Origin of the sequence: Mycobacterium sp. UM_CSW, from assembly GCF_000455205.1 — a bacterium.
Lineage (GTDB): Bacteria > Actinomycetota > Actinomycetes > Mycobacteriales > Mycobacteriaceae > Mycobacterium.
Genome location: NZ_AUWQ01000029.1, coordinates 1 through 18,722, shown reverse-complemented (window position 1 = coordinate 18,722; position 18,722 = coordinate 1). Strand labels below are relative to the sequence as shown.

At 69.7% G+C, this 18,722-nt stretch carries 20 protein-coding genes and 1 pseudogene; 14 read left to right on the top strand and 7 right to left on the bottom strand.

Features of this window, described 5'->3' with window-relative positions:
* Positions 1-16 precede the first annotated feature (16 nt).
* From N415_RS11865 to N415_RS11855, 3 genes are read left to right on the top strand one after another with little or no spacing between them, the layout of a single operon-like run.
* Positions 17-739: a phosphatidylserine decarboxylase gene (locus N415_RS11865; RefSeq protein ID WP_239645511.1), complete on the top strand. Its 723-nt coding sequence runs from the start codon at positions 17-19 to the stop codon at positions 737-739.
* The gene (gene pssA / locus N415_RS11860; RefSeq protein ID WP_068181407.1) at positions 736-1,599 is read left to right on the top strand and encodes a CDP-diacylglycerol--serine O-phosphatidyltransferase; all 864 of its coding nucleotides are present in this window, start codon (positions 736-738) and stop codon (positions 1,597-1,599) included. The genes N415_RS11865 and pssA overlap by 4 nt, the downstream gene beginning before the upstream one ends.
* Entirely contained in the window at positions 1,596-3,761 is a 2,166-nt protein-coding gene (locus N415_RS11855) for an AAA family ATPase (RefSeq protein ID WP_068181403.1), read from the top strand. The genes pssA and N415_RS11855 overlap by 4 nt, the downstream gene beginning before the upstream one ends.
* On the opposite strand, the gene N415_RS11850 is transcribed toward N415_RS11855, so the two are convergent.
* Positions 3,735-4,331 (bottom strand): TetR/AcrR family transcriptional regulator, encoded by a 597-nt coding sequence (locus tag N415_RS11850; protein ID WP_068181399.1) that lies wholly within the window; start codon positions 4,329-4,331, stop codon positions 3,735-3,737. The genes N415_RS11855 and N415_RS11850 overlap by 27 nt on opposite strands.
* Before the next feature lie 21 nt (positions 4,332-4,352).
* Here N415_RS11850 and N415_RS11845 point away from each other — a divergent pair, with 21 nt between their 5' ends.
* The 6 genes from N415_RS11845 (at position 4,353) to N415_RS11820 (ending at position 11,079) form a co-directional block, all read left to right on the top strand.
* Positions 4,353-5,132, top strand: a complete 780-nt coding sequence (locus N415_RS11845; RefSeq protein WP_068181397.1) for a DUF2867 domain-containing protein — start codon at positions 4,353-4,355, stop codon at positions 5,130-5,132.
* Positions 5,133-5,226: 94 nt separating this feature from the next.
* The gene (locus tag N415_RS11840; RefSeq protein ID WP_239645509.1) at positions 5,227-6,639 is read left to right on the top strand and encodes an MFS transporter; all 1,413 of its coding nucleotides are present in this window, start codon (positions 5,227-5,229) and stop codon (positions 6,637-6,639) included.
* 57 nt (positions 6,640-6,696) lie between these two features.
* Complete coding sequence (locus N415_RS11835) at positions 6,697-8,133, top strand: hypothetical protein (RefSeq protein WP_081665204.1); 1,437 nt, start codon at positions 6,697-6,699, stop codon at positions 8,131-8,133.
* A complete protein-coding gene (locus tag N415_RS11830) occupies positions 8,130-9,581 on the top strand; it encodes an acyl-CoA reductase (RefSeq protein WP_081665203.1) in 1,452 nt (483 codons plus the stop codon). Before N415_RS11835 ends, N415_RS11830 begins: the two co-directional genes overlap by 4 nt.
* On the top strand, positions 9,578-10,510 hold the full coding sequence (locus tag N415_RS11825) for an SDR family NAD(P)-dependent oxidoreductase (protein ID WP_068181668.1): 933 nt from the start codon (positions 9,578-9,580) through the stop codon (positions 10,508-10,510). The genes N415_RS11830 and N415_RS11825 overlap by 4 nt, the downstream gene beginning before the upstream one ends.
* Positions 10,507-11,079 carry a TetR/AcrR family transcriptional regulator gene (locus N415_RS11820; RefSeq protein WP_068181390.1) on the top strand — a complete coding sequence of 191 codons (573 nt, stop codon included), beginning with the start codon at positions 10,507-10,509 and terminating at the stop codon, positions 11,077-11,079. Before N415_RS11825 ends, N415_RS11820 begins: the two co-directional genes overlap by 4 nt.
* 5 nt (positions 11,080-11,084) lie before the next feature.
* Here N415_RS11820 and N415_RS11815 read toward each other — a convergent pair whose 3' ends face one another.
* Genes N415_RS11815 through N415_RS11790 form a run of 6 tightly spaced genes read right to left on the bottom strand, consistent with a single transcriptional unit; the run spans position 11,085 to position 15,245 of the window.
* Entirely contained in the window at positions 11,085-11,903 is an 819-nt protein-coding gene (locus tag N415_RS11815) for an enoyl-CoA hydratase-related protein (protein WP_068181387.1), read from the bottom strand.
* Positions 11,904-11,914: 11 nt separating this feature from the next.
* Positions 11,915-12,565, bottom strand: coding sequence for an LON peptidase substrate-binding domain-containing protein (locus N415_RS11810; protein WP_068181383.1), 651 nt, complete (start codon positions 12,563-12,565; stop codon positions 11,915-11,917).
* Positions 12,566-12,569: 4 nt separating this feature from the next.
* The gene (locus N415_RS11805) at positions 12,570-13,700 is read right to left on the bottom strand and encodes a glutamate--cysteine ligase (protein WP_081665202.1); all 1,131 of its coding nucleotides are present in this window, start codon (positions 13,698-13,700) and stop codon (positions 12,570-12,572) included.
* Positions 13,690-14,397, bottom strand: a complete 708-nt coding sequence (locus tag N415_RS11800; RefSeq protein ID WP_068181378.1) for a superoxide dismutase family protein — start codon at positions 14,395-14,397, stop codon at positions 13,690-13,692. The genes N415_RS11805 and N415_RS11800 overlap by 11 nt, the downstream gene beginning before the upstream one ends.
* Before the next feature lie 46 nt (positions 14,398-14,443).
* Complete coding sequence (locus N415_RS11795; RefSeq protein WP_068111424.1) at positions 14,444-14,917, bottom strand: LytR C-terminal domain-containing protein; 474 nt, start codon at positions 14,915-14,917, stop codon at positions 14,444-14,446.
* A 19-nt stretch (positions 14,918-14,936) separates the two neighbouring features.
* Complete coding sequence (locus N415_RS11790; RefSeq protein ID WP_066931013.1) at positions 14,937-15,245, bottom strand: DUF3263 domain-containing protein; 309 nt, start codon at positions 15,243-15,245, stop codon at positions 14,937-14,939.
* A 204-nt stretch (positions 15,246-15,449) separates the two neighbouring features.
* Between N415_RS11790 and N415_RS11785 the strand changes: the two genes are divergently transcribed.
* The 5 genes and pseudogenes from N415_RS11785 to N415_RS11765 form a co-directional block, all read left to right on the top strand.
* Complete coding sequence (locus N415_RS11785) at positions 15,450-16,043, top strand: peptide deformylase (RefSeq protein WP_068181375.1); 594 nt, start codon at positions 15,450-15,452, stop codon at positions 16,041-16,043.
* Entirely contained in the window at positions 16,043-16,795 is a 753-nt protein-coding gene (locus N415_RS11780) for a GCN5 family acetyltransferase (RefSeq protein ID WP_068181372.1), read from the top strand. The genes N415_RS11785 and N415_RS11780 overlap by 1 nt, the downstream gene beginning before the upstream one ends.
* Before the next feature lie 17 nt (positions 16,796-16,812).
* Complete coding sequence (locus N415_RS11775; RefSeq protein ID WP_193376440.1) at positions 16,813-17,619, top strand: exodeoxyribonuclease III; 807 nt, start codon at positions 16,813-16,815, stop codon at positions 17,617-17,619.
* A 176-nt stretch (positions 17,620-17,795) separates the two neighbouring features.
* A complete protein-coding gene (locus tag N415_RS11770; RefSeq protein WP_068181663.1) occupies positions 17,796-18,236 on the top strand; it encodes a hypothetical protein in 441 nt (146 codons plus the stop codon).
* Positions 18,237-18,254: 18 nt separating this feature from the next.
* A pseudogene (locus N415_RS11765) lies at positions 18,255-18,722 on the top strand (heavy-metal-associated domain-containing protein); the annotation flags it as partial.

The following is an 18,722-nucleotide window of genomic DNA, read 5'->3' as shown; positions in this document are numbered from 1 at the left end:
CCGTAAGATGGCCGCCGTGGCAAGACGCCCCCACACCGTCGGCCCGACCGCCGAGGATCCGGCCTTCAGCCCCCAGCACGCCCTCGAGTTGGTGCGTTCCGCCATTCCGCCGGTGCACCCGGCCGGGCGGCCGTTCATCGCCGCCGGCCTGGGCGTGGCGCTGGTCGGGCGCAACCACCGCTGGCTGCGCCGGGCGGGCCTGCTGGCCGCCGGCGCCTGCGCCGGATTCTTCCGCCACCCCCCGCGGGTGCCGCCCTCGCGGCCCGGCGCCGTCGTCGCCCCCGCCGACGGCGAGATCTGCGTGATCGACGCGGCGGCCCCGCCGGCCGAGCTCGGCATGGGCGACGCGCCGCTGCCGCGGGTCAGCATCTTCCTGTCGCTGCTGGACGCCCACGTGCAGCGGGCCCCGGTGAGCGGCGAGGTGATCGACGTGCAGCACCGGCCGGGCCGGTTCGGGTCGGCCGACCTGCCCGCGGCGAGCACCGAAAACGAGCGCACCAGCCTGCGCATCCGCACCGACACCGGCGCCGACGTGGTGGCCGTCCAGGTCGCGGGACTGCTCGCGCGCCGCATCATCTGCAAGGCCCGCGCCGGGGACAAGCTGTCGATGGGCGACACCTACGGCCTGATCCGATTCGGCTCCCGGCTGGACACCTACCTCCCGCCCGGGACGGAGCCGCTGGTGAAGGTGGGCCAGCGCGCGGTGGCCGGCGAGACCGTCCTGGCCGAACTGCGATGACGGACAAGCGCCGGGATCGGCGAACCGCGAGCCTGCAACTGTTGCCCAGCGCGATGACGGTGCTGTCCATCTGCGCGGGCATGACGTCGATCAAGTTCGCCCTCGACGGCAAGCCGATTCCCGCGATGGCGCTGATCGCCGCGGCGGCGATCCTGGACGCGCTGGACGGACGGGTCGCCCGCATCCTGGGCGCCCAGTCGCGGCTCGGCGCCGAGATCGACTCCCTGGCCGACGCGGTGAACTTCGGGGTGACACCCGCCCTGGTGGTCTACGTGATGTTGCTGTCGAAGTGGCCGGTCGGCTGGGCGGTGGTGCTGCTGTACGCGGTGTGCGTGGTGCTACGACTGGCCCGGTACAACGCGCAGCAGGACGACGAAACCCAGCACGCCTACCAGCATGAATTCTTCGTCGGGATGCCCGCGCCGGCGGGCGCGGTCTCCATGATCGGCACCATCGCCCTCAAGTTGCAGTTCGGCGAGGGCTGGTGGACGTCGGTGTGGTTCCTCGCGGTCTGGATCACCGGGACATCGATGCTGATGGTCAGCGCGATCCCGATGAAGAAGCTGCACACCGTGGCGATTCCACCGAACTGGGCGGTTCCCCTGCTGGCGGTGCTCGCGGCCGTCGCGGCGGCCGCGGTGCTGCAGCCCTACATCCTGATCTGGGTGATCATCATCGCCTACCTGTGCCACGTGCCGTTCGCGGTGCGCACCAAGAGCTGGCTGGCCAAACACCCCGAGGTGTGGGACGACAAGCCCAAGGAACGCCGCGCGGTGCGGCGCGCGGACCGCCGGGCGCAGCCGAGCCGCCGGTCGATGACGCGGCTGGGGCTGCGCAAGCCGGGCGGGCGCCTGCGATGATCCCGGCCTCCGGCAGTCAGCTCACGCTCACCGCCAGGCTGAACACCTCCGCCGTCGACTCCCGCCGCGGCGTCGTCCGCATCCACCCCAATGCCGTTGCCGCCCTTGGCATCCGGGAGTGGGATGCGGTGTCGCTGACCGGATCACGGACGACGGCGGCCGTCGTCGGGCTGGCGGGCCCGGACACCCCGGTCGGCATCGTGCTGCTCGACGACGTGACGCTGTCCAACGCCGGGCTGCGCGAGGGCACCGCGGTGATCGTCAGCGCGGTCACCGTCTACGGCGCGCGGTCGGTGACGCTGTCCGGCTCGTCGATGGCCACCACCTCGATCACGCCGGTCACGCTGCGACAGGCGTTGCTGGGCAAGGTGATGACCGTCGGCGACGCCGTGTCACTGCTGCCGCGCGACCTGGGTCCCGGGACGTCGACGTCGGCCGCCACCCGGGCGCTGGCCTCGGCCGTCGGGATCAGCTGGACCTCGGAGCTGTTGACGGTCACCGAGGTCGACCCGGAGGGGCCGGTCAGCGTGCAGCCGAACTCGTTGGTCAGCTGGGGAACCGGGGTCCCGGCCGCCGGGGGCCCGCACGAGCAGCTTCCCACCGGCACCCCGGAGATCCTCGTCGAGGAGCTCAAGGGTTCGCAGCCGCAGGCCGCCAAACTCGCCGAGTGGCTCAAGCTCTCGCTCGACGAGCCACACCTGCTCAAGAGCCTGGGCGCGGGCACCAACCTCGGTGTGCTGGTTTCGGGCCCGGCCGGCGTGGGCAAGGTGACGCTGGTGCGCGCGGTGTGCGACGGCCGCCGACTGGTCGAGCTCGACGGCCCGGAGGTGGGCGCGCTGGCCGCCGACGACCGGCTGAAAACCGTTGCCGCGGCGGTGAAGAAGGTTCGCGACGGCGGCGGCGTGCTGCTGATCGCCGACGTCGACGCGCTGCTGCCGGCCACCGCCGAGCCGGTGGCCGCCCTCATCCTCGGCGAGCTGCGCGCCGCCGTCGCCACCGGGGGCGTCGCGCTGATCGCCACCTCCGCCCACCCGGACCAGCTCGACGCCCGGCTGCGCGCCCCCGACCTGTGCGACCGGGAGCTGGGCCTGCCGCTGCCCGACGCCGCGACCCGCAAGGCGCTGCTGGAGGCGCTGCTCAAACCGGTGCCCACCGGCGATCTCGATCTCGACGAGATCGCCGGGCGGACACCGGGTTTCGTCGTCGCCGACCTCGCCGCGCTGGTGCGTGAGGCCGCACTGCGGGCGGCGTCGCGGGCCAGCGCCGACGGGCAGCCACCGAAGCTGAATCAGGACGACCTCGTCGGGGCGCTGACCGTCATCCGGCCGCTGTCCCGCTCGGCCACTGAGGAATTGACCGTCGGTAACGTCACGCTCGACGACGTCGGCGACATGGCCGAGGCCCGCCAAGCCCTGACCGAAGCGGTGTTGTGGCCGCTGCAGCATCCCGACACCTTCGCCCGCCTCGGCGTCGATCCCCCGCGCGGCGTGCTGCTGTACGGCCCGCCCGGCTGCGGCAAGACGTTCATCGTCCGCGCCCTGGCCAGCACGGGACAGCTGTCCGTGCACGCGGTCAAGGGCTCCGAGCTGATGGACAAGTGGGTGGGCAGCTCGGAAAAGGCGGTGCGGGAACTCTTTCGGAGGGCCCGCGATTCGGCGCCGTCACTGGTGTTCCTCGACGAGGTGGACGCGCTGGCGCCGCGGCGCGGGCAGAGCTTCGACTCCGGCGTCACCGACCGGGTGGTGGCCGCGCTGCTGACCGAACTCGACGGCATCGACCCGCTGCGCGACGTCGTCGTGCTGGGCGCCACCAACCGGCCCGACCTCATCGATCCGGCGCTACTGCGCCCGGGCCGGCTGGAGCGGCTGGTATTCGTCGAACCGCCCGACGCCGCCGCCCGCGGCGAAATCCTGCGCACCGCAGGCAAATCCATCCCGCTGAGCGACGACGTCGACCTCGACGCGGTGGCCGCCTCGCTCGACGGCTACAGCGCCGCCGACTGCGTCGCGCTGCTGCGGGAGGCCGCGCTGACCGCCATGCGACGCTCCCTGGACGCCTCCGACGTGACGGCCGCCGACCTCGACGCCGCCCGCAAGACCGTCCGCCCGTCGCTGGACCCCGCGCAGGTGGAGTCCCTACGCGCGTTCGGCAAAACGCTCTAACACCGCGCGGGCCGACGCCGCGACGTCGGCCTCCAGCCAGGGCGGCATCGGCTCGTCGTGTGCGTGGCGGCGCACGACGGCGTACGGCAGGTCGGCCACCGCGCGCGCCACGGCGTCGACCGATCGCCGGTCGCGTCTTCCGTACAGTTGCTTCGCCAGGGCCGAAAGCCGTTCGGTCAAGGGCGCATTCATCGCGGCGAGCGTCTCCCGAAACGCCGCGTCGGGCTCGTCGTCGAGCAGGTCGGTGGGCCGGATCGTCAACAACAGCCGGGCGTCCTCGGGGAGCTCGCGGGCGAAGCCGACGGCGGTCACGGCCATCGCCACCGCCGTGTCGATGGCCGTCTCGCCCTCGGCGGCCAGCGCCCGCGCCTGGAAACGTTCGAGCGCCCGCAGCCACGCCGCCGTCAGGATGCCGTCGCGATTGCCGAACCGGTGATACAGCGTGCCGGCGGGCGCGCCGCTCGCCTCGGAGATCGCCGCGACGCTCGCCGCCCTCGGTCCCCCGTCGAGCACCAGCGCCCGGGCTGCGTCGAGGATCACATCGGTTTCATGCTTCCGCGGAGGCGCCATGATCTAGTACATTCCTTCTATATGGAACGATTACCCTATATTGATGAGCATGCCATAACCGTGCCCGCGAATCGCGCCGACACGTGGTCGGCGCTGCTGCGGGTGATGTGCCGCGACCCGCTCGACCCGTCGACCGTGCCGACGGGCTTCGTTTTGGACGAGGCGCGGCGCCCGGAGCTGTTCGCGCTCAAGGGCCGCCACCCGTTCGCGATCTACCGGTGGGTGTTCGAGTTGGACGACGTGGCACCCGGCACCCGGGTGCGCTCCGCGACCTGGGCGGCCTTCCCCGGCATCCACGGCAAGGCCTATCGCGCGCTCGTCATCGGAACGGGCGCACACCGAATCGTGGTGCGCAGCGTGCTGAAACGCGTTGCGGCGGCGGCGCTCGGCGGGACCGAGGCCGACTATGCCGACGTGTTCGAGGCCCCTATCCCGCAAGGCGATTCACGCACCGCCGAAGAGACGCTCCGCGACGCGGTGGGCCGCAGGCCGGGAGCTGGCGGGAACCTCGTGCTGTGGATCCACCGCCACGTGCTGAGACTTCGCCTGGGCCCGTACTCTTCGCCGGACCACATCATCGGCTGGCCGATCACGCGTTCGGATCGCGAGGAGATCGTGCTGACGTCGGGCGGGCCGCTCATCCGCGGCCGGTTGACGCTGCGGCGCCGGGACGGCCGGGTGATGCTCATCACCGGCGTGCATTACAACCGCCTCGCCGCACGAGCGGTGTGGGCCGCGGTCGGCCCGCTGCACCGGGCCGTGGCGCCGGGGCTAGTGAAACGCGTTGCGGCACACACCTGAACCGTTTGGCGCGTTCGTTCGTCCGACTTGGTGTAACCCGGATGCCTACAAACAGGCATCCGACAACCTCACCGAGAAGAGCAGGACCGGTTTCGTGAAGTTCCCTGATGTCGCCCCGACGGCGCGGGTCATGACGGTGGCGATCATGGTCTCGGCGGTCGTGTTCCTCGATGGCACCGTCGTGAACCTGGCCCTGCCGGCCATGGGACGCGACGTCGGCGGGGGCATGTGCACCCAACAGTGGGTGGTGGACGGCTACCTGCTGGCCGTGGCGGCCATGGTCCTGCCCGGCGGTGCCATCTCCGACCTGTTCGGGCGGATCCGGGTGATGCGCTTCGCGCTGGCGGCTTTCGGGGTCGGCTCGGTGATGGCGGCGACCGCGGGCACCCCGTCGATGCTGATCGCCGGGCGCCTCGTCCAGGGATTGGGCGGCGCGTTTCTGGTGCCGGGCTCGCTGGCCCTGATCAACTCGACGTTCGAGCCCGCCGACCGGCCCGCCGCGATCGGATCGTGGACGGCCTGGACCGGAACCGCCTTCGCGGTGGGGCCGCTGCTCGGCGGGCTGGCCGTGGACTTTCTGGGCTGGCGCTGGATCTACGTCTTGTCCGCGGTCCCCGTGGCCGTCGGTTTTGCGTTGACGTACTGGCTGCGCGGGATTCCCGGACCGTCCGGACGCGCGCCCCTCGACCTCGTCGGCGCCGCACTGTCAGCGGTCGGGCTGGCCGCCACGGTGTACGCGCTGATCGAACAGGGCCGGCGGGGCTGGGCCGACGCACTGGTCAGGGCGGCGCTGGCGGTGGGCATCGCGGCACTGCTGGCGTTCGTGGCGTGGCAGCGCCGCACGCCCCACCCGATGGTGCCGCTGAGCCTGTTCGCCGCCCGCAACTTCGCCGGGGCCAACCTGGTCACCGCGTTCGTCTACGGCGGCATCACGATGGGTTCGTTGGCGATCGCGCTGTACCTGCAGGAGGTCGCGGGGTATTCGGCCACCGCCTCGGGCCTGATCACGCTGCCCAGCCCGATCATGTCGTTGCTGTTCGCCCGCGGCGTCGGCGGCATGGCCGCCTGGATCGGACCGCGCATCTTCCTGATGGCGGGTCCCGCGCTGGCCGGGCTCGGGCTGCTGCTCATTCGCCCCACCGCCCACGGATTGCACGCCCTCACCGACGTGTTGCCGGGCCGGATCGTGCTGGCCGTCGGCATGGTCCTTGCCGTCACCCCGCTGACCGTGGTCAATTTGTCCGCCGTCAAGTCCGCGCACAGCGGAATCGCCGCCGCGATCCAGAACGCGACGGGGCGTACCTCCGCGCTGATCGCGGTGGCCTGCGTGGGAGTGATCACGGCCAACAGGCTCACCGACGCCAGCTTCGCCCGGCTCATGGTCGTCAGCGCGGCGCTGTTCTTCGTCGGCGCCGCCGTCGGCGGCCTCGCCATCCGAAACGGGCACGCAGCGGCCGAGCCGCGGGAGGCCGCCCCCGCCGGTCAGCCGCAGCTGGCATCGAGCTAGATTTTGCAGTAATCTGCAATCTTGCTTATAACTGCATCTTCGCGTTAACGTGATCGGGTGACAGCCACCGGAACCACCGCCCAAGCGGTCGACCAATTCATGAACGACCCGATCGGGTTCTTCGGCCAGTCCTACACCCGAATGCACAGCATCGGGCGCCCCGAGCTGGAAGAGTTGCAACGCCAGGCGATGGGCGTCCGCTTCCGGGAGCACTACGACTCCATCGAGATGCTGCGCAAACTGGCCGACCGGCTCGGCATCACGGCGCTTGACGAATTCAATGACGTTGTGCCGCTGTTCTTTTCGCACACAGCCTTCAAGTCCTACCCGGCCGCGCTTGTCGACAAGAAGCGCTTCGACCTGATGACCAAGTGGCTGGACAAGCTGACCAGCTACGACCTGTCCGGCGTGGACACCGCGGGCTGCGCCGGGATCGACGACTGGATCGACCGACTCGACGCGCAGACCCCGCTTGAGGTCATCACCTCCAGCGGCACCACCGGCACCATCTCGATCCTGCCCAAGGACAAGCGCGGCGCCCGGGAGGGCATGGCGCTGTGGAAGATCTGCCTTTTCCAAACCTTCGGCCGAGAACCCACCGAAACAGAACTCAACCCGGTGGTGGACGTGGTGTGGCCCAACTTCGCCAACGGCAAGCTCGGTCATCTGCGCATCGCCAACATGATCAAGCGTGGCTTCACCGGCGGCGACGAAAGCAGATTCCACGCCCTGTATCCCTTCGCGGTGGACACCGACCTGATGTTCCTGGCGTCCAAGATGCGGGCGGCCGCGTCCCGCGGCGAGCTCGACCGGCTCGAGATCGACCCCGCACTTGCCGCCCGCAAGGACGAGTTCATCGCCTTGCAGGCGCGCCAGGCCCAGGACATGGAGGCGTTCTTCGCCCGCATTACCGAACAGCTGCACGGCAAACGGGTGTTCATGACCAGTACCTTCCACCTGATGTACGACATCGCCAGGGCCGGTCTGGAGCGCGGGGTACGCAATGTTTTCGCGCCCGACTCGGCGATTCTCACGGGCGGCGGCATGAAAGGCGTTGCGCTGCCTGACGATTTCATGGAAGTCATCAAGGACTTCCTCGGGGTCGACCGGATCCAGGTGGGTTACGGCTTCTCCGAGTCGAGCACGTTTCACTGGGGCTGCGGCGAGGGCCGCTATCACGTCGCACCCTGGGTCATCCCGTTCGTCCTCGATCCAGACACCAGCGAGCCGCTCCCCCGCACCGGGGTGCAGACCGGCCGCGCGGCCGTTTACGACATCCTGCTGCGCGCGCACTGGGGCGGCGTCATCTCCGGCGACGAGGTGACGATCGACTGGGACCTGCGATGCCCCTGCGGGCAGGCGAGCGTCGCGTTCGAGAAGGACATCATGCGCTACAGCGAAAAGAATGAGATCGAAGACGACCGGATCACCTGCGCCGCAACACAAGAGGTGCACGACGAGGCGGTCAACTTCATGAAGGGCGTGGACCTGTGATCGCCTACACCGTCCCGCTGTTCTTGCGCGGACGGGTCATCACCGACGACCTCGTTGGCTTCGACACCCGCCTCGGTGCCGCGCAGTTTCAGGCACCTGACATGCGCAAGTACGTCGAGCAGCTCCCGCTCAAAAGCCCCGCGGAAATGACCGACCTCTACGAGGTCGGCTTCGACGAGATCCTCGACGTGCTCCAGGCGCTGGGCGACGCCCTTGACTTCGAGTCCAATGCCCACCTGCAGGAGGCGTACGAAGCATCGCTGGTGGCCAACGTGTTGCCGGCGGACATGCTGCAGAACAGCTATCGCGTTCTGCGGCCACTCTTTTCCCGCGATAACGTCGCCGAAATCGCCGACAGCCAGGTCGGGCTGGACTACCTCAACGGATGGGTCCCGCACAAACTGCGCGACGGCCGCGAACTGCGCGTGCGGGCCTTCGGCTCCCGCGTCCTGCACATCCCGGCGGGCAACGGCGGGCTGGTCTCGGCCGTGACGATCCTGCGTTCGGTGATCACCCGGTCCGACGTGATCGTCAAGGCGCCGTCCAACGATCCGCTGACCGCGATCGCGATCACCCTGGCCGACGTCGCGCCGAATCACCCGATCACCCGGCACCTGGCGGTGGGGTATTGGAAGGGCGGCGACGTGGCCGTCGAAGAGGCCCTCTACCAACCGCATCACATCGAAAAGATCGTGGCGTGGGGAGGATTGGCGTCGGTCAAGCACGTAACCCGTTACATTCAGCCCGGTTTGGAGCTCATCGCTCTCGACCCGAAGCGCAGCGCCACCATCATCGGACGCGAGGCGTTCACCGACGAACACACCATGCGCGAGGTGGCCCGCCGCGCCGCGACAGACATCGGCGTCGCCAACCAGGAAGGCTGCGCCAACGCCCGGGTCATCTACGTGCTCAGCGGGACGGATGCCGAGGGGCTGGCCAACGCCAACCGGTTCGGCGAATTGGTCTACCGCGAGCTGGTGGCGTTGCCCGCGGTTGTCAGCACCCCGCCGCGGTATCCGAGCCGCGAGCTGCTGGATCACTTGGAGTCCTCGCGCATGGCCGACGATTTCTACCGCGTCATCGGCGGCGAGCGGCGCGAGGGCGCCATCGTCGTCTCGCAGTTCGATCAGCCCGTGGACTACTCGCCGATGCTGTCCGGGCGGGTGGCTAACATCGTCCCGGTGGACAACATCGACCAGGTCACGGCGGCGGTGAACTCCTATACGCAGACGATCGGCATCTACCCGGAGTCCCTCAAGCGTCGGCTGCGAAACACGTTGCCGCTGTTCGGCGCGCAGCGGCTGACCAGCCTGGGCTACGCCTGCAGCGTCGCGGTCGCCGCGCCGCAGGACGCCCTCGAGCCGATCCGGCGGATGTGCAAATGGATCGTCGACGAGGAATGCGACCCGGACGTGGTCATTCCGCTGTGGCGGTTGGCACCGGCATGACGGAACGCCCGACGGCCATGCAGGTCGTCGACGGAATCGACCTGTCGGGCAAGACGTGCGTCGTCACCGGCGCGTCCTCGGGGTTGGGCCGCGAGTCGGCGCGCGCGCTCGCCGCCGCCGGCGCGCACGTCGTCCTGGCCGCCCGCAACCGCGATGCCTTGGCGCAGACTTCCCAGTGGATAGCGAACCAGGTGCCCGACGCCCGGACCCCGGCGGTGGAGCTCGACCTCACGTCGGTGGCCAGTGTCCGCGCGGCGGCGCGCGCCATCCGCGATATCGCGCCGGTCATAGACGTCTTGATGAACAACGCCGGGGTCATGTTCACGCCGTTCGGCCGGACCCGCGACGGATTCGAAACGCAGATCGGCACAAACCATTTCGGGCATTTCGAACTCACCCGGCTGCTGGTGCCGCAACTGGCCGCCGCCGAGGGCGCGCGAATCGTCATCCTGTCCTCCGGCGGCCACGTCATGGGCGACGTCGACTTCGACGACCCCCACTGGGAGAGCAGGCAGTACGACAAGTTCGTCGCCTACGGCGCGTCCAAGACGGCGAACATCCTTCATGCGATCGAAGCGGACCGACGCCTCCGCGAGTCTGGCATCCGCGCCTACGCCGTCCACCCCGGCACCGTGGCCACCTCCCTGGCGCGGTACATGTCCCGCGCAGACTTTTCCGAGCTGCGAACGATGGTCGCCGCGCGCGCCGCCGCCCGCGGCGAACCGAGCGACGGCTCGCTGGAGCTCGCCACGCCCGGACAGGGCGCGGCGACCCAGGTGTGGGCCGCGGTCAGCCCGGACCTGGCGGACAAGGGGGCGCTGTACCTGGAAGACTGCGGGGTCAGCGACGCGGTCGCGCCCCACGCGCGCGACGAACAGCGCGCGGCGGACTGGTGGATCCTCTCCGAGAAGTTGTGTGACAGAACGTGAACAGACACCAGCGGCGAAAGCTCGAGGTGCGGGACAAAATCCTCTCGGCCGCCTTCGAGCTGTTCCTGCGGAAGGGCGGTGCGGCCACGACCATCGAGGAAATCTGCGAGAGCGCCGACGTCGCCAATCGAACGTTCTTCAACCACTTCGCGACCCGTCAGGACATGATCCGGGCGCTGGCGGAGCGGCGGCTGCTCAACCTGCACGACGTTGTGTTCGACCGCGGCGATCAACCCATCCCGGCGCGCCTGGCCGGCGTGTTCGACGACATCGCCACCACGCTGGTCGGATCGGGCGACACGTACCGCGAGCTGATCGGGGAGATGATGGCCACCAGCGGCTACGGCATCCAGCGTGGTTTCAATCTGCACGACACCTTCGTCGAGCTGATCAAGGAGGGCGTCGCACGCGGAGAGGTCAATCCGCGACACGACGCAGAAACGTTGGCCGACATACTCGTTGGCGCGCTGTGCGGGGGCATCCTCAACTGGACGGTTGACCGGACGTATTCGTTGGAGACCAACCTGCACAACCTCGGTGTCGCGCTAGCCGAATTGCTGAGCGTCTGACGCGCTCACGGCTCCGGCAACGGCGCCCAGTCGGCCGACAGCCGCGAGCTGAACCGCGGCGGCCGCCGATCCAGGAACGCGGTGACCCCCTCGCGGGCGTCGGCGGTGCCCATCACGCGGTGGTGCAGCTGGGTTTCCAGCGACGCGACCTGCCGCGGGCTGTAGTTGTGGACGGCGCTGTCCCACAGCAGCCGCTTGCACAACGCCGCGGACATCGGCGCCACGTGTGCCGCGATGTCGCGGGCCATCTCCACCGCGGACTCGAGCACCCGCTCGGACGGCAGCGCCCGGTTCGCGACGCCCAGCGCCACCGCCTCGGCGCCCGTGAAGGTGCGCCCGGTGAGCAGCACCTCGGCGGCCACCCCCAGGGTGGCCAGGTGCGCCAGCGTCCAGTGCGACATGCAGTCGGGTATCACGCCCCGGCGCACCTGCACCACACCGTATTTGGCGTCCTCGGCGACCAGGCGGATGTCAGCCTGCAGCGCGATCGTCAGGCCGATCCCGATCGCGTGACCGTTGAGCGCGGCGATCACCGGCTTGCGCAACTCGAAGGCGGCCGGGTCGATCGGTGACGCCGAGAACGCGTCGCGGTCCGACGGGGCGTCGAACGGCGAGATGTTGCCCGAAAAATCCGCGCCGACGCAAAACGCCCTGCCCGCACCGGTCAACACGATGGCGCGGACGTCGTCGTCGGCGTCGCAGTCGCGATAGGCCCGGCTCAGCAGGGCGCCCATTTCGGCGGTGTAGGCGTTGAGATGTTCGGGGCGGTTCAGCGTCAGCACCGCCACGCCCTGGTCGATGTCGATCGTCATGTCGGCGCTCATCGCCTTGCCCCCTACTCGGACAGCTGGAACTCCACCATGTCGGCAAGCGCGTCCACGGCCTCGCTGAGCGCGGTGAAGCGATCGGCGGCCGACGGCGCCGACAGCACGGCATAGCGGTCGGCGGCGCCGATCGGGATGCGAGATGCCAACGCGAGCAGGCGTTGTCCGGCGTCGGCGGCGTCGCCCTCCCGGTAGCCCAGCAGCACCTCGCGGCCCGGCAGCCGGGCGTCGCGGGCCTCCGCGATCCGTTCGAACAGGGCGATCACCCGATCCTCGAGGTCGCGCAGCTGCGCGCCGGACACCGGGTCGCCCGGTTCGTCGGGCCAGCGCGTCACGATCGCGCGCGGATACGGGTCGTCGGGCAGCCACTGGCGCACCCGGATCCGCTCACCGGTCCGGCAGCGCAGCGCGTACCGGCCGGCGCCGAGGTCGGCGTGCTCGTCGATGCGCGACAGGACCCCGACGTCACAGCGCGCGTCGCCGCCGCCCACCTCGCGGCCCTGCGCGATCAGCACGACGCCGAACGGTTCGTCGCGGTCGAGGCAGTGCCGCACCAACGCGCCGTACCGGGGCTCGAAGATGCGCAACGGCAGCTCCTGGTCGGGCAGCAGCGCCGACTCCAGCGGAAACATCGCCAGCTCAAGGGTTTCGGGATCCGCCATGATGCTAAATGTCCAGCTCGGCCACCAGCGCGTCGACGACCGCGCGCAGGTCGCCGTCGTGCTCCTCGGCCACCCGCCGCTGCCGCTGGTATGAAGCCCCGCCTTGGCAAATGTCGGAGACCGCGGCCAGTTCGTCGGCGCAATGCAGCGACTTCGCGATCGGTTCCAGCCGGGTCAGCACGTCGTCGAGGTCCTCGGTCACCAGCCGCTCGTTGCTCTCGGCGTCCAGGATGATCACCGCGTCCAGGCCGTATCGCGCCGCGCGCCACTTGTTCTCCTGGACGTGCCACGGCGGCATGATCGGCAACGAGTCGCCGGCGTCCAGCCGGCGGTCCAGGTCCACCACCAGACAGTGCGTCAACGCGACCAGCGCGCCGAGCTCGCGCAGGTTGGGCACGCCGTCGCACACCCGCACCTCGAGCGTGCCCAGGTGCGGCGAAGGCCTGATGTCCCAACGGATTTCGTCCATGTGGTCGATGATGCCGGTCTTCTTCTGGTCGTAGACGAAGCCTTCGAACTCGGCCCAGGTCTGAAAGTGGAACGGCAAACCGGCCGTCGGCAGCTGCTGGAACATCATCGCGCGATTGCTTGCGTACCCGGTGTCCTCCCCGGCCCACCACGGCGACGACGCCGACAGCGCCAGCAGGTGCGGGTAGTAGTTGAGCAGCGACGTCATGATCGGCATCACCTTGTTGGCCGACGAGATCCCCACGTGCACATGCACTCCCCAGATCAGCATCTGCCGGCCCCACCACTGGGTGCGCTTGATCAGCTCGGCGTAGCGCGGCGCGTCGGTGAGCTTCTGCGCGGACCACTTGGCGAACGGGTGGGTACCCGCGCAGAACAGCTCCATGCCGCGGTCGCGGACGATCTTGCGGGCCGGGCCCAAGGTGTCGCGCAGGTCCTGCATCGCCTCCGCGGCACATTCACAGATGCCGCTGACCACCTCGACGGTGTTGCGCAGCAATTCCTTGTGCACGCGCGGGTTTTGGCCGATCTCGGCGATCACGGCGGGGGCTTCGTTGCTCAGGTCGCGGGTCTGCGCGTCGATGAGCGCGAACTCCCATTCCACGCCGATGGTCGGCCGCGGTGAGCGGGCGAAATCGATGTGAGCGCGGGACCTGCTAGCCGGCACCGATGACACCGCACGCCACCCGCTTGCCGGCGTCACCGGTCGTCATCGTCATCTGGTCGGGGCCCGGCGTTCCGTTGGTCTGGTTGTAGCGATCGGATGGGATGTTGGCGAAATTGTCGGCGCCCGCGTGGATCACGATCGCGGTCTTCTCGCCGGTCAGCAGATCCTCCATGGCGAAGGCGTCGGTGGTCGTCACCAACATCCCGACCCCGTCCTTGCGGACCTGCAGCGAGGTCAGGTCGCCGCTCTCCGGTGACCCGGAATGCCCCGGCGCCTGGAAATGCCCGCCGGCGGACAGGAAGTCGCCGGGCGCGCCGCCGGTCGGGGCCGTCGAATTGGCCTCGCACTTGCCGACCTTGTGGATGTGTACGCCGTGGAACCCCGGCGCGAGGTGGCCGGCGCCGCTCGTCGCGATCGTGATGGTGGCGTAGCCGTTGCTGAAATCGAACTTCGCGGTCGCCACCTCGACCCCGTCGGGTCCCTTCAGCCGGGTGATGATGCTGCGCCCCGCGGGCTGCTGTTGCTGATCGCCCTCGGCGCCCGCGCTGGCCGTCGACGCGCTCGACCCGGTCCACACCGCCGGAGTGGTGCCGGGGACCGACGAGGCGTGCTGGGGCGATGCGCACGCGCCCACCAAGGCGACGCAACCCACCGCGAATAGGGCGGGCATGGCGGCGGCGTTGCGGTGCTTAGGCATAGCGAGAGCCTATCCCGAGCACCCCCGAATCTCCGAGCAGCGTCCCTCAGCCCGTCACCAGGACGATGACGCCGGGCGGCTGGTCCTTGAGCGCCGGAATCCGCGGCTGGACGGGCGCTCCCAGCTTCTGGCCCACCGCGTCCGCGGTGGCGTGCTCGCCCTCGGCGTCGGTGTAATACACCGTCGTCGCCGTGACGTCGGGGATCGTCAGGTTTCCGACGTCGGTCACCTTGAACCCGGCGGACGTGAGCTGATCCTTGGTCTTTGCGGCGACACCCTCTTTGGACGAGATGTTGTAGACGTGCACCTCGGCCTGGTTCGCGGGGGCGCTGCTGGTGGCGGCCGACGAGGTGGTGGTGCTGGTGACGCTGGACGCCGCCGAGGCCGACTCGTCATCGGACTTGCCGGAGGAACTGAGCGCCTGCCACCCGAGCAGCAGGAAGATGACGCCCAGGAACAACAGCACCATCACCATGGCCCGAAGGGGAAGGCCCGTGGAGTCGGGCACGCGCTCTTTCATCGTGCCCCACTGTAGCGAGTTAGGTCACCTCGAAGCCGAGGCGGCGCGCGGCCCGCGCCTTCTGCCGGCTGGCGCGTAGCCGCCGCAGCCGCTTCACCAGCATCGGGTCGGCGGCGAGCGCCTCGGGCCGATCGACCAGCGCGTTGAGCACCTGGTAGTAACGCGTCGCCGACATCGAGAACAGCTCCTTGATGGCGTCCTCTTTCACCCCGGCGTACTTCCACCATTGGCGCTCGAACGCCAGGATGTCGTGCTCGCGACGGGTGAGGCCATCGGCGATTTCAGCGTCGTCCCCCGATCGATTTGCCCGCGCCATGGCGCTGTCCATATCCGCTTCCCCTGGACCTTCCGGCGATTCTCAACGTGCTCGAATGACTTGACTTACGTAGGCGTTTCAAGGGCATGTTTCGCGCGAATATTGAACCACGCCGCGAACCCTCAAGCCGTAATCCAGACCCGCGAGTCGGCCGATTCGCTGTGATTGCCCGGCTCCACTCATCGCGGCAGTGGCCCACGAATAAGCTGACCGATCATGGCAGTCGTACCCATACGCATCGTCGGAGACCCGGTCCTGCACGCCCCGACGACGCCGGTGGCCGTCGCCGCCGACGGTTCGCTGCCGCCCGAGCTGCCCGAGCTGATCGCCACCATGTACGACACCATGGACGCCGCGCACGGCGTCGGGCTCGCCGCCAACCAGATCGGATACGGTCTGCGGCTCTTCGTCTACGACTGCTCCGAGGACCGCGGGCTGACCGACCGCCGGCGCGGCGTCGTCATCAACCCGGTCCTGGAGACCTCCGAGATTCCCGAGACCATGCCCGACCCGGGCGACGACGACGAGGGCTGCCTGTCGGTTCCGGGCGAGTCGTTCCCCACCGGCCGGGCGAAGTGGGCGCGGGTGACCGGGCTCGACGCCGACGGCAGCCCGATCGCCATCGAGGGCACCGGCCTGTTCGCGCGGATGCTGCAACACGAAACCGGGCACCTGGACGGCTTCCTGTACCTGGACCGCCTCATCGGCCGGCACGCGCGCGCCGCGAAACGCGCCGTGAAGTCGCACGGTTGGGGCGTTCCGGGACTGTCGTGGCTGCCCGGCGAGGGGCCGGACCCGTTCGGTCACTGATGGTCTCGTGGCCGGACCTGGGAACGCGGGTGACGGTTCGCTATCGGCTCCCCGCCGGATCCGTCCCGCCGCTGACCGACGCGGTCGGACACCTGCTGGCCGTCGATCCGCTGGTGCGGGTGCGGACGAAAACCGGCGCGGTGGTGCAGTTCGCGCCCACCGACGTCGTCGCACTCCGCGCGCTGACCGACGCGCCGGTGCGCACCTCCGACATCCGGGCGGTCGAGCACGCGGCCGCCGCGGCGTGGCCCGGCGCCGAACAGGCCTGGGTCGACGGCTGGCTGCTGCGCACCGGCCCCGGGTCCTTCGCCAATTCGGCTTTACCACTTGATATCTCGGCCCAAATGACCGCCGTCCCGGCGATCGTCGACTGGTATCGGCGGCGACACCTGACACCGCGGCTGGCCATCCCCGACCGCTTGCTCCCGATCCCAACCGGGGTGGCGAGCGAACGCACCGAACAGATCCTGGTGCGCGACCTCTCGGGCGTCACGCCGGGACAACGGCGCAACGGGGGCTGGCGCGCCGCGGTCACCGAAGCGCCCGACGGCACCCGGTGGCTGTGCCTGGCCGCCGACGGCCCGGCGCCTCCCGAGTGCGAGACGCTGTTGGCCTGGGGCGCCGGCCAAGGGGCGGCCCGCGGCTGCCTGCAAGTCGGCGACGACGACGCCGCCAACCTCGCCCTGGCCGCGGCACTCGGCTTCCGGCTACACCACCGCCGCCGCTACATCCGGGCGATCGATACCGTCTAGCCATGCCCGACGGCGCGATTCGCTTGGCCACCTGGAACGTGAATTCGATTCGCACGCGCCTCGACCGCGTCCTCGACTGGCTGGCCCGCGCCGACGTCGACGTGCTCGCCATGCAGGAAACCAAGTGCGCCGACGGCCAGTTCCCCACCCTGCCGTTCTTCGAACTGGGCTACGAGGTCGCACACGTCGGCTTCAACCAATGGAACGGCGTGGCCATCGCCTCACGCGTCGGCCTCGACGACGTCACGATCGGCTTCGAGGGCCAGCCCACCTGGACGTCCAAGCCGGAGGTGGCCGCCACGGCGGAGGCCCGCGCGCTGGGCGCCACCTGCGCCGGGGTGCGGGTGTGGAGCCTGTACGTGCCCAACGGCCGCGCCGTCGGCGACCCGCACTACACCTACAAGCTGAATTGGCTTGCCGCGCTGCGGGATACGGCGGCGGGCTGGCTGCGCGACGATCCCGCGGCACCGATCGCGCTGGTCGGCGACTGGAACATCGCCCCGACGGACGAGGACGTGTGGAGCACCGAATACTATGCCGGCGCGACCCACGTCTCCGAGCCCGAGCGCCGCGCGTTCGACGCCATCGTCGACGCGCAATTCACCGACGTGGTAAGGCCTTTCACCCCCGGCCCCGGCGTCTACACCTACTGGGACTACACCCAGCTGCGGTTCCCGAAGAACCGGGGCATGCGCATCGATTTCATCCTCGCGTCACCGGCGTTGGCCGGCCGCGTCACCGGCGCCCAGATCGCCCGTGACGAGCGCAAGGGCAAGGCCCCGAGCGATCACGCGCCGGTGCTGGTCGATGTGAGCCGGCTTTAAGCTCCATGTGAGCCCGGTTTAAGAAGTTGCTCGTTGTACGCGCGTTTGTAACGTGGCAGGCTTTCGCCCTATAGATGCAGAGAACTATTTCGTTGTTGCTGTTAACCTCGCGTTCAACGGGTATACGGGTTGCCACGCGGTTCCCAGTGAGAGCGATGAGCTACCAGGGAGTGATCATGGGTGTCGTCGGCGGGGCAGTACGCAACGTGGGCAAGACGGTGGGACGCGCCGCGGACGCGACTACGGCGGCCGCCGGAGCCGTGGGCGGGGCCGCCGTCAACGGAGTCGTCGGCGGTGTCACGGGAGCCGCCGAGGGCATCAAGCGCGGGCTCAACAGCGGCAGTCACTCGACGCCCGCGGCCGCGCTGGCGCTCGGCGCGATCGGGTTGGCCGGCCTGGTCGAGTGGCCGGTGCTGCTGGCCGTCGGGGGCGGGGCGCTCCTGTTGCACAGGATGAATCGCAAGCCCCAGAACGGCGCCGCGCCGAAGGCCAACCTCAAGCCGGTACCCTCCGAGCCGTCGAAGAAGGCGGCGCCACAGAAGGCCGCCGCCAAGCCGGCCGCCAAGAAGGCGGCCGGGCGCCGCGCCGGTGCCGCCGAGCTGCGCAGCACCAACTAAGAATCGTCCGGGGAGCCCTTGAGCATTGTCACGTCGCTACCAAAATCGACGCCGCTGCGGGCTCTCACGGGACTGGCACAAGAGGCCCTTCACATCGCGGCGATTCCGCTGCGCGAAGGCGCCAGGGCGCTCACCGGTGACCTTCCCGCCGAAACGCTGAGCCGGCGCTGTTGGCGCGGCGAGCAGCGCGCCTGGATCGAGGTGCGCGGCCTCGAAGACGCGAATGACGACGAATTGGGCCGCGCCGTGCTCGGCGGCCTGGGCGATCACCCCGGGGTCACGTCGGCCAGCCTGAACCACCCCCTGTCCCGCGTCGTCGTCACCCTCGGCGATCCGGACATTTCGCTGCGTGACCTGTGCCGCGTTGTCGAGGACGCCGAAAAACGTTGCCGCTCAACCAACAAGGCGCCCGCGACGGCGTTGCCGGGCGACGGCGTGGTGGCGGCGACCCGGGCCGTGACCGTGGCCGCCAACGCGGCCGGGCTG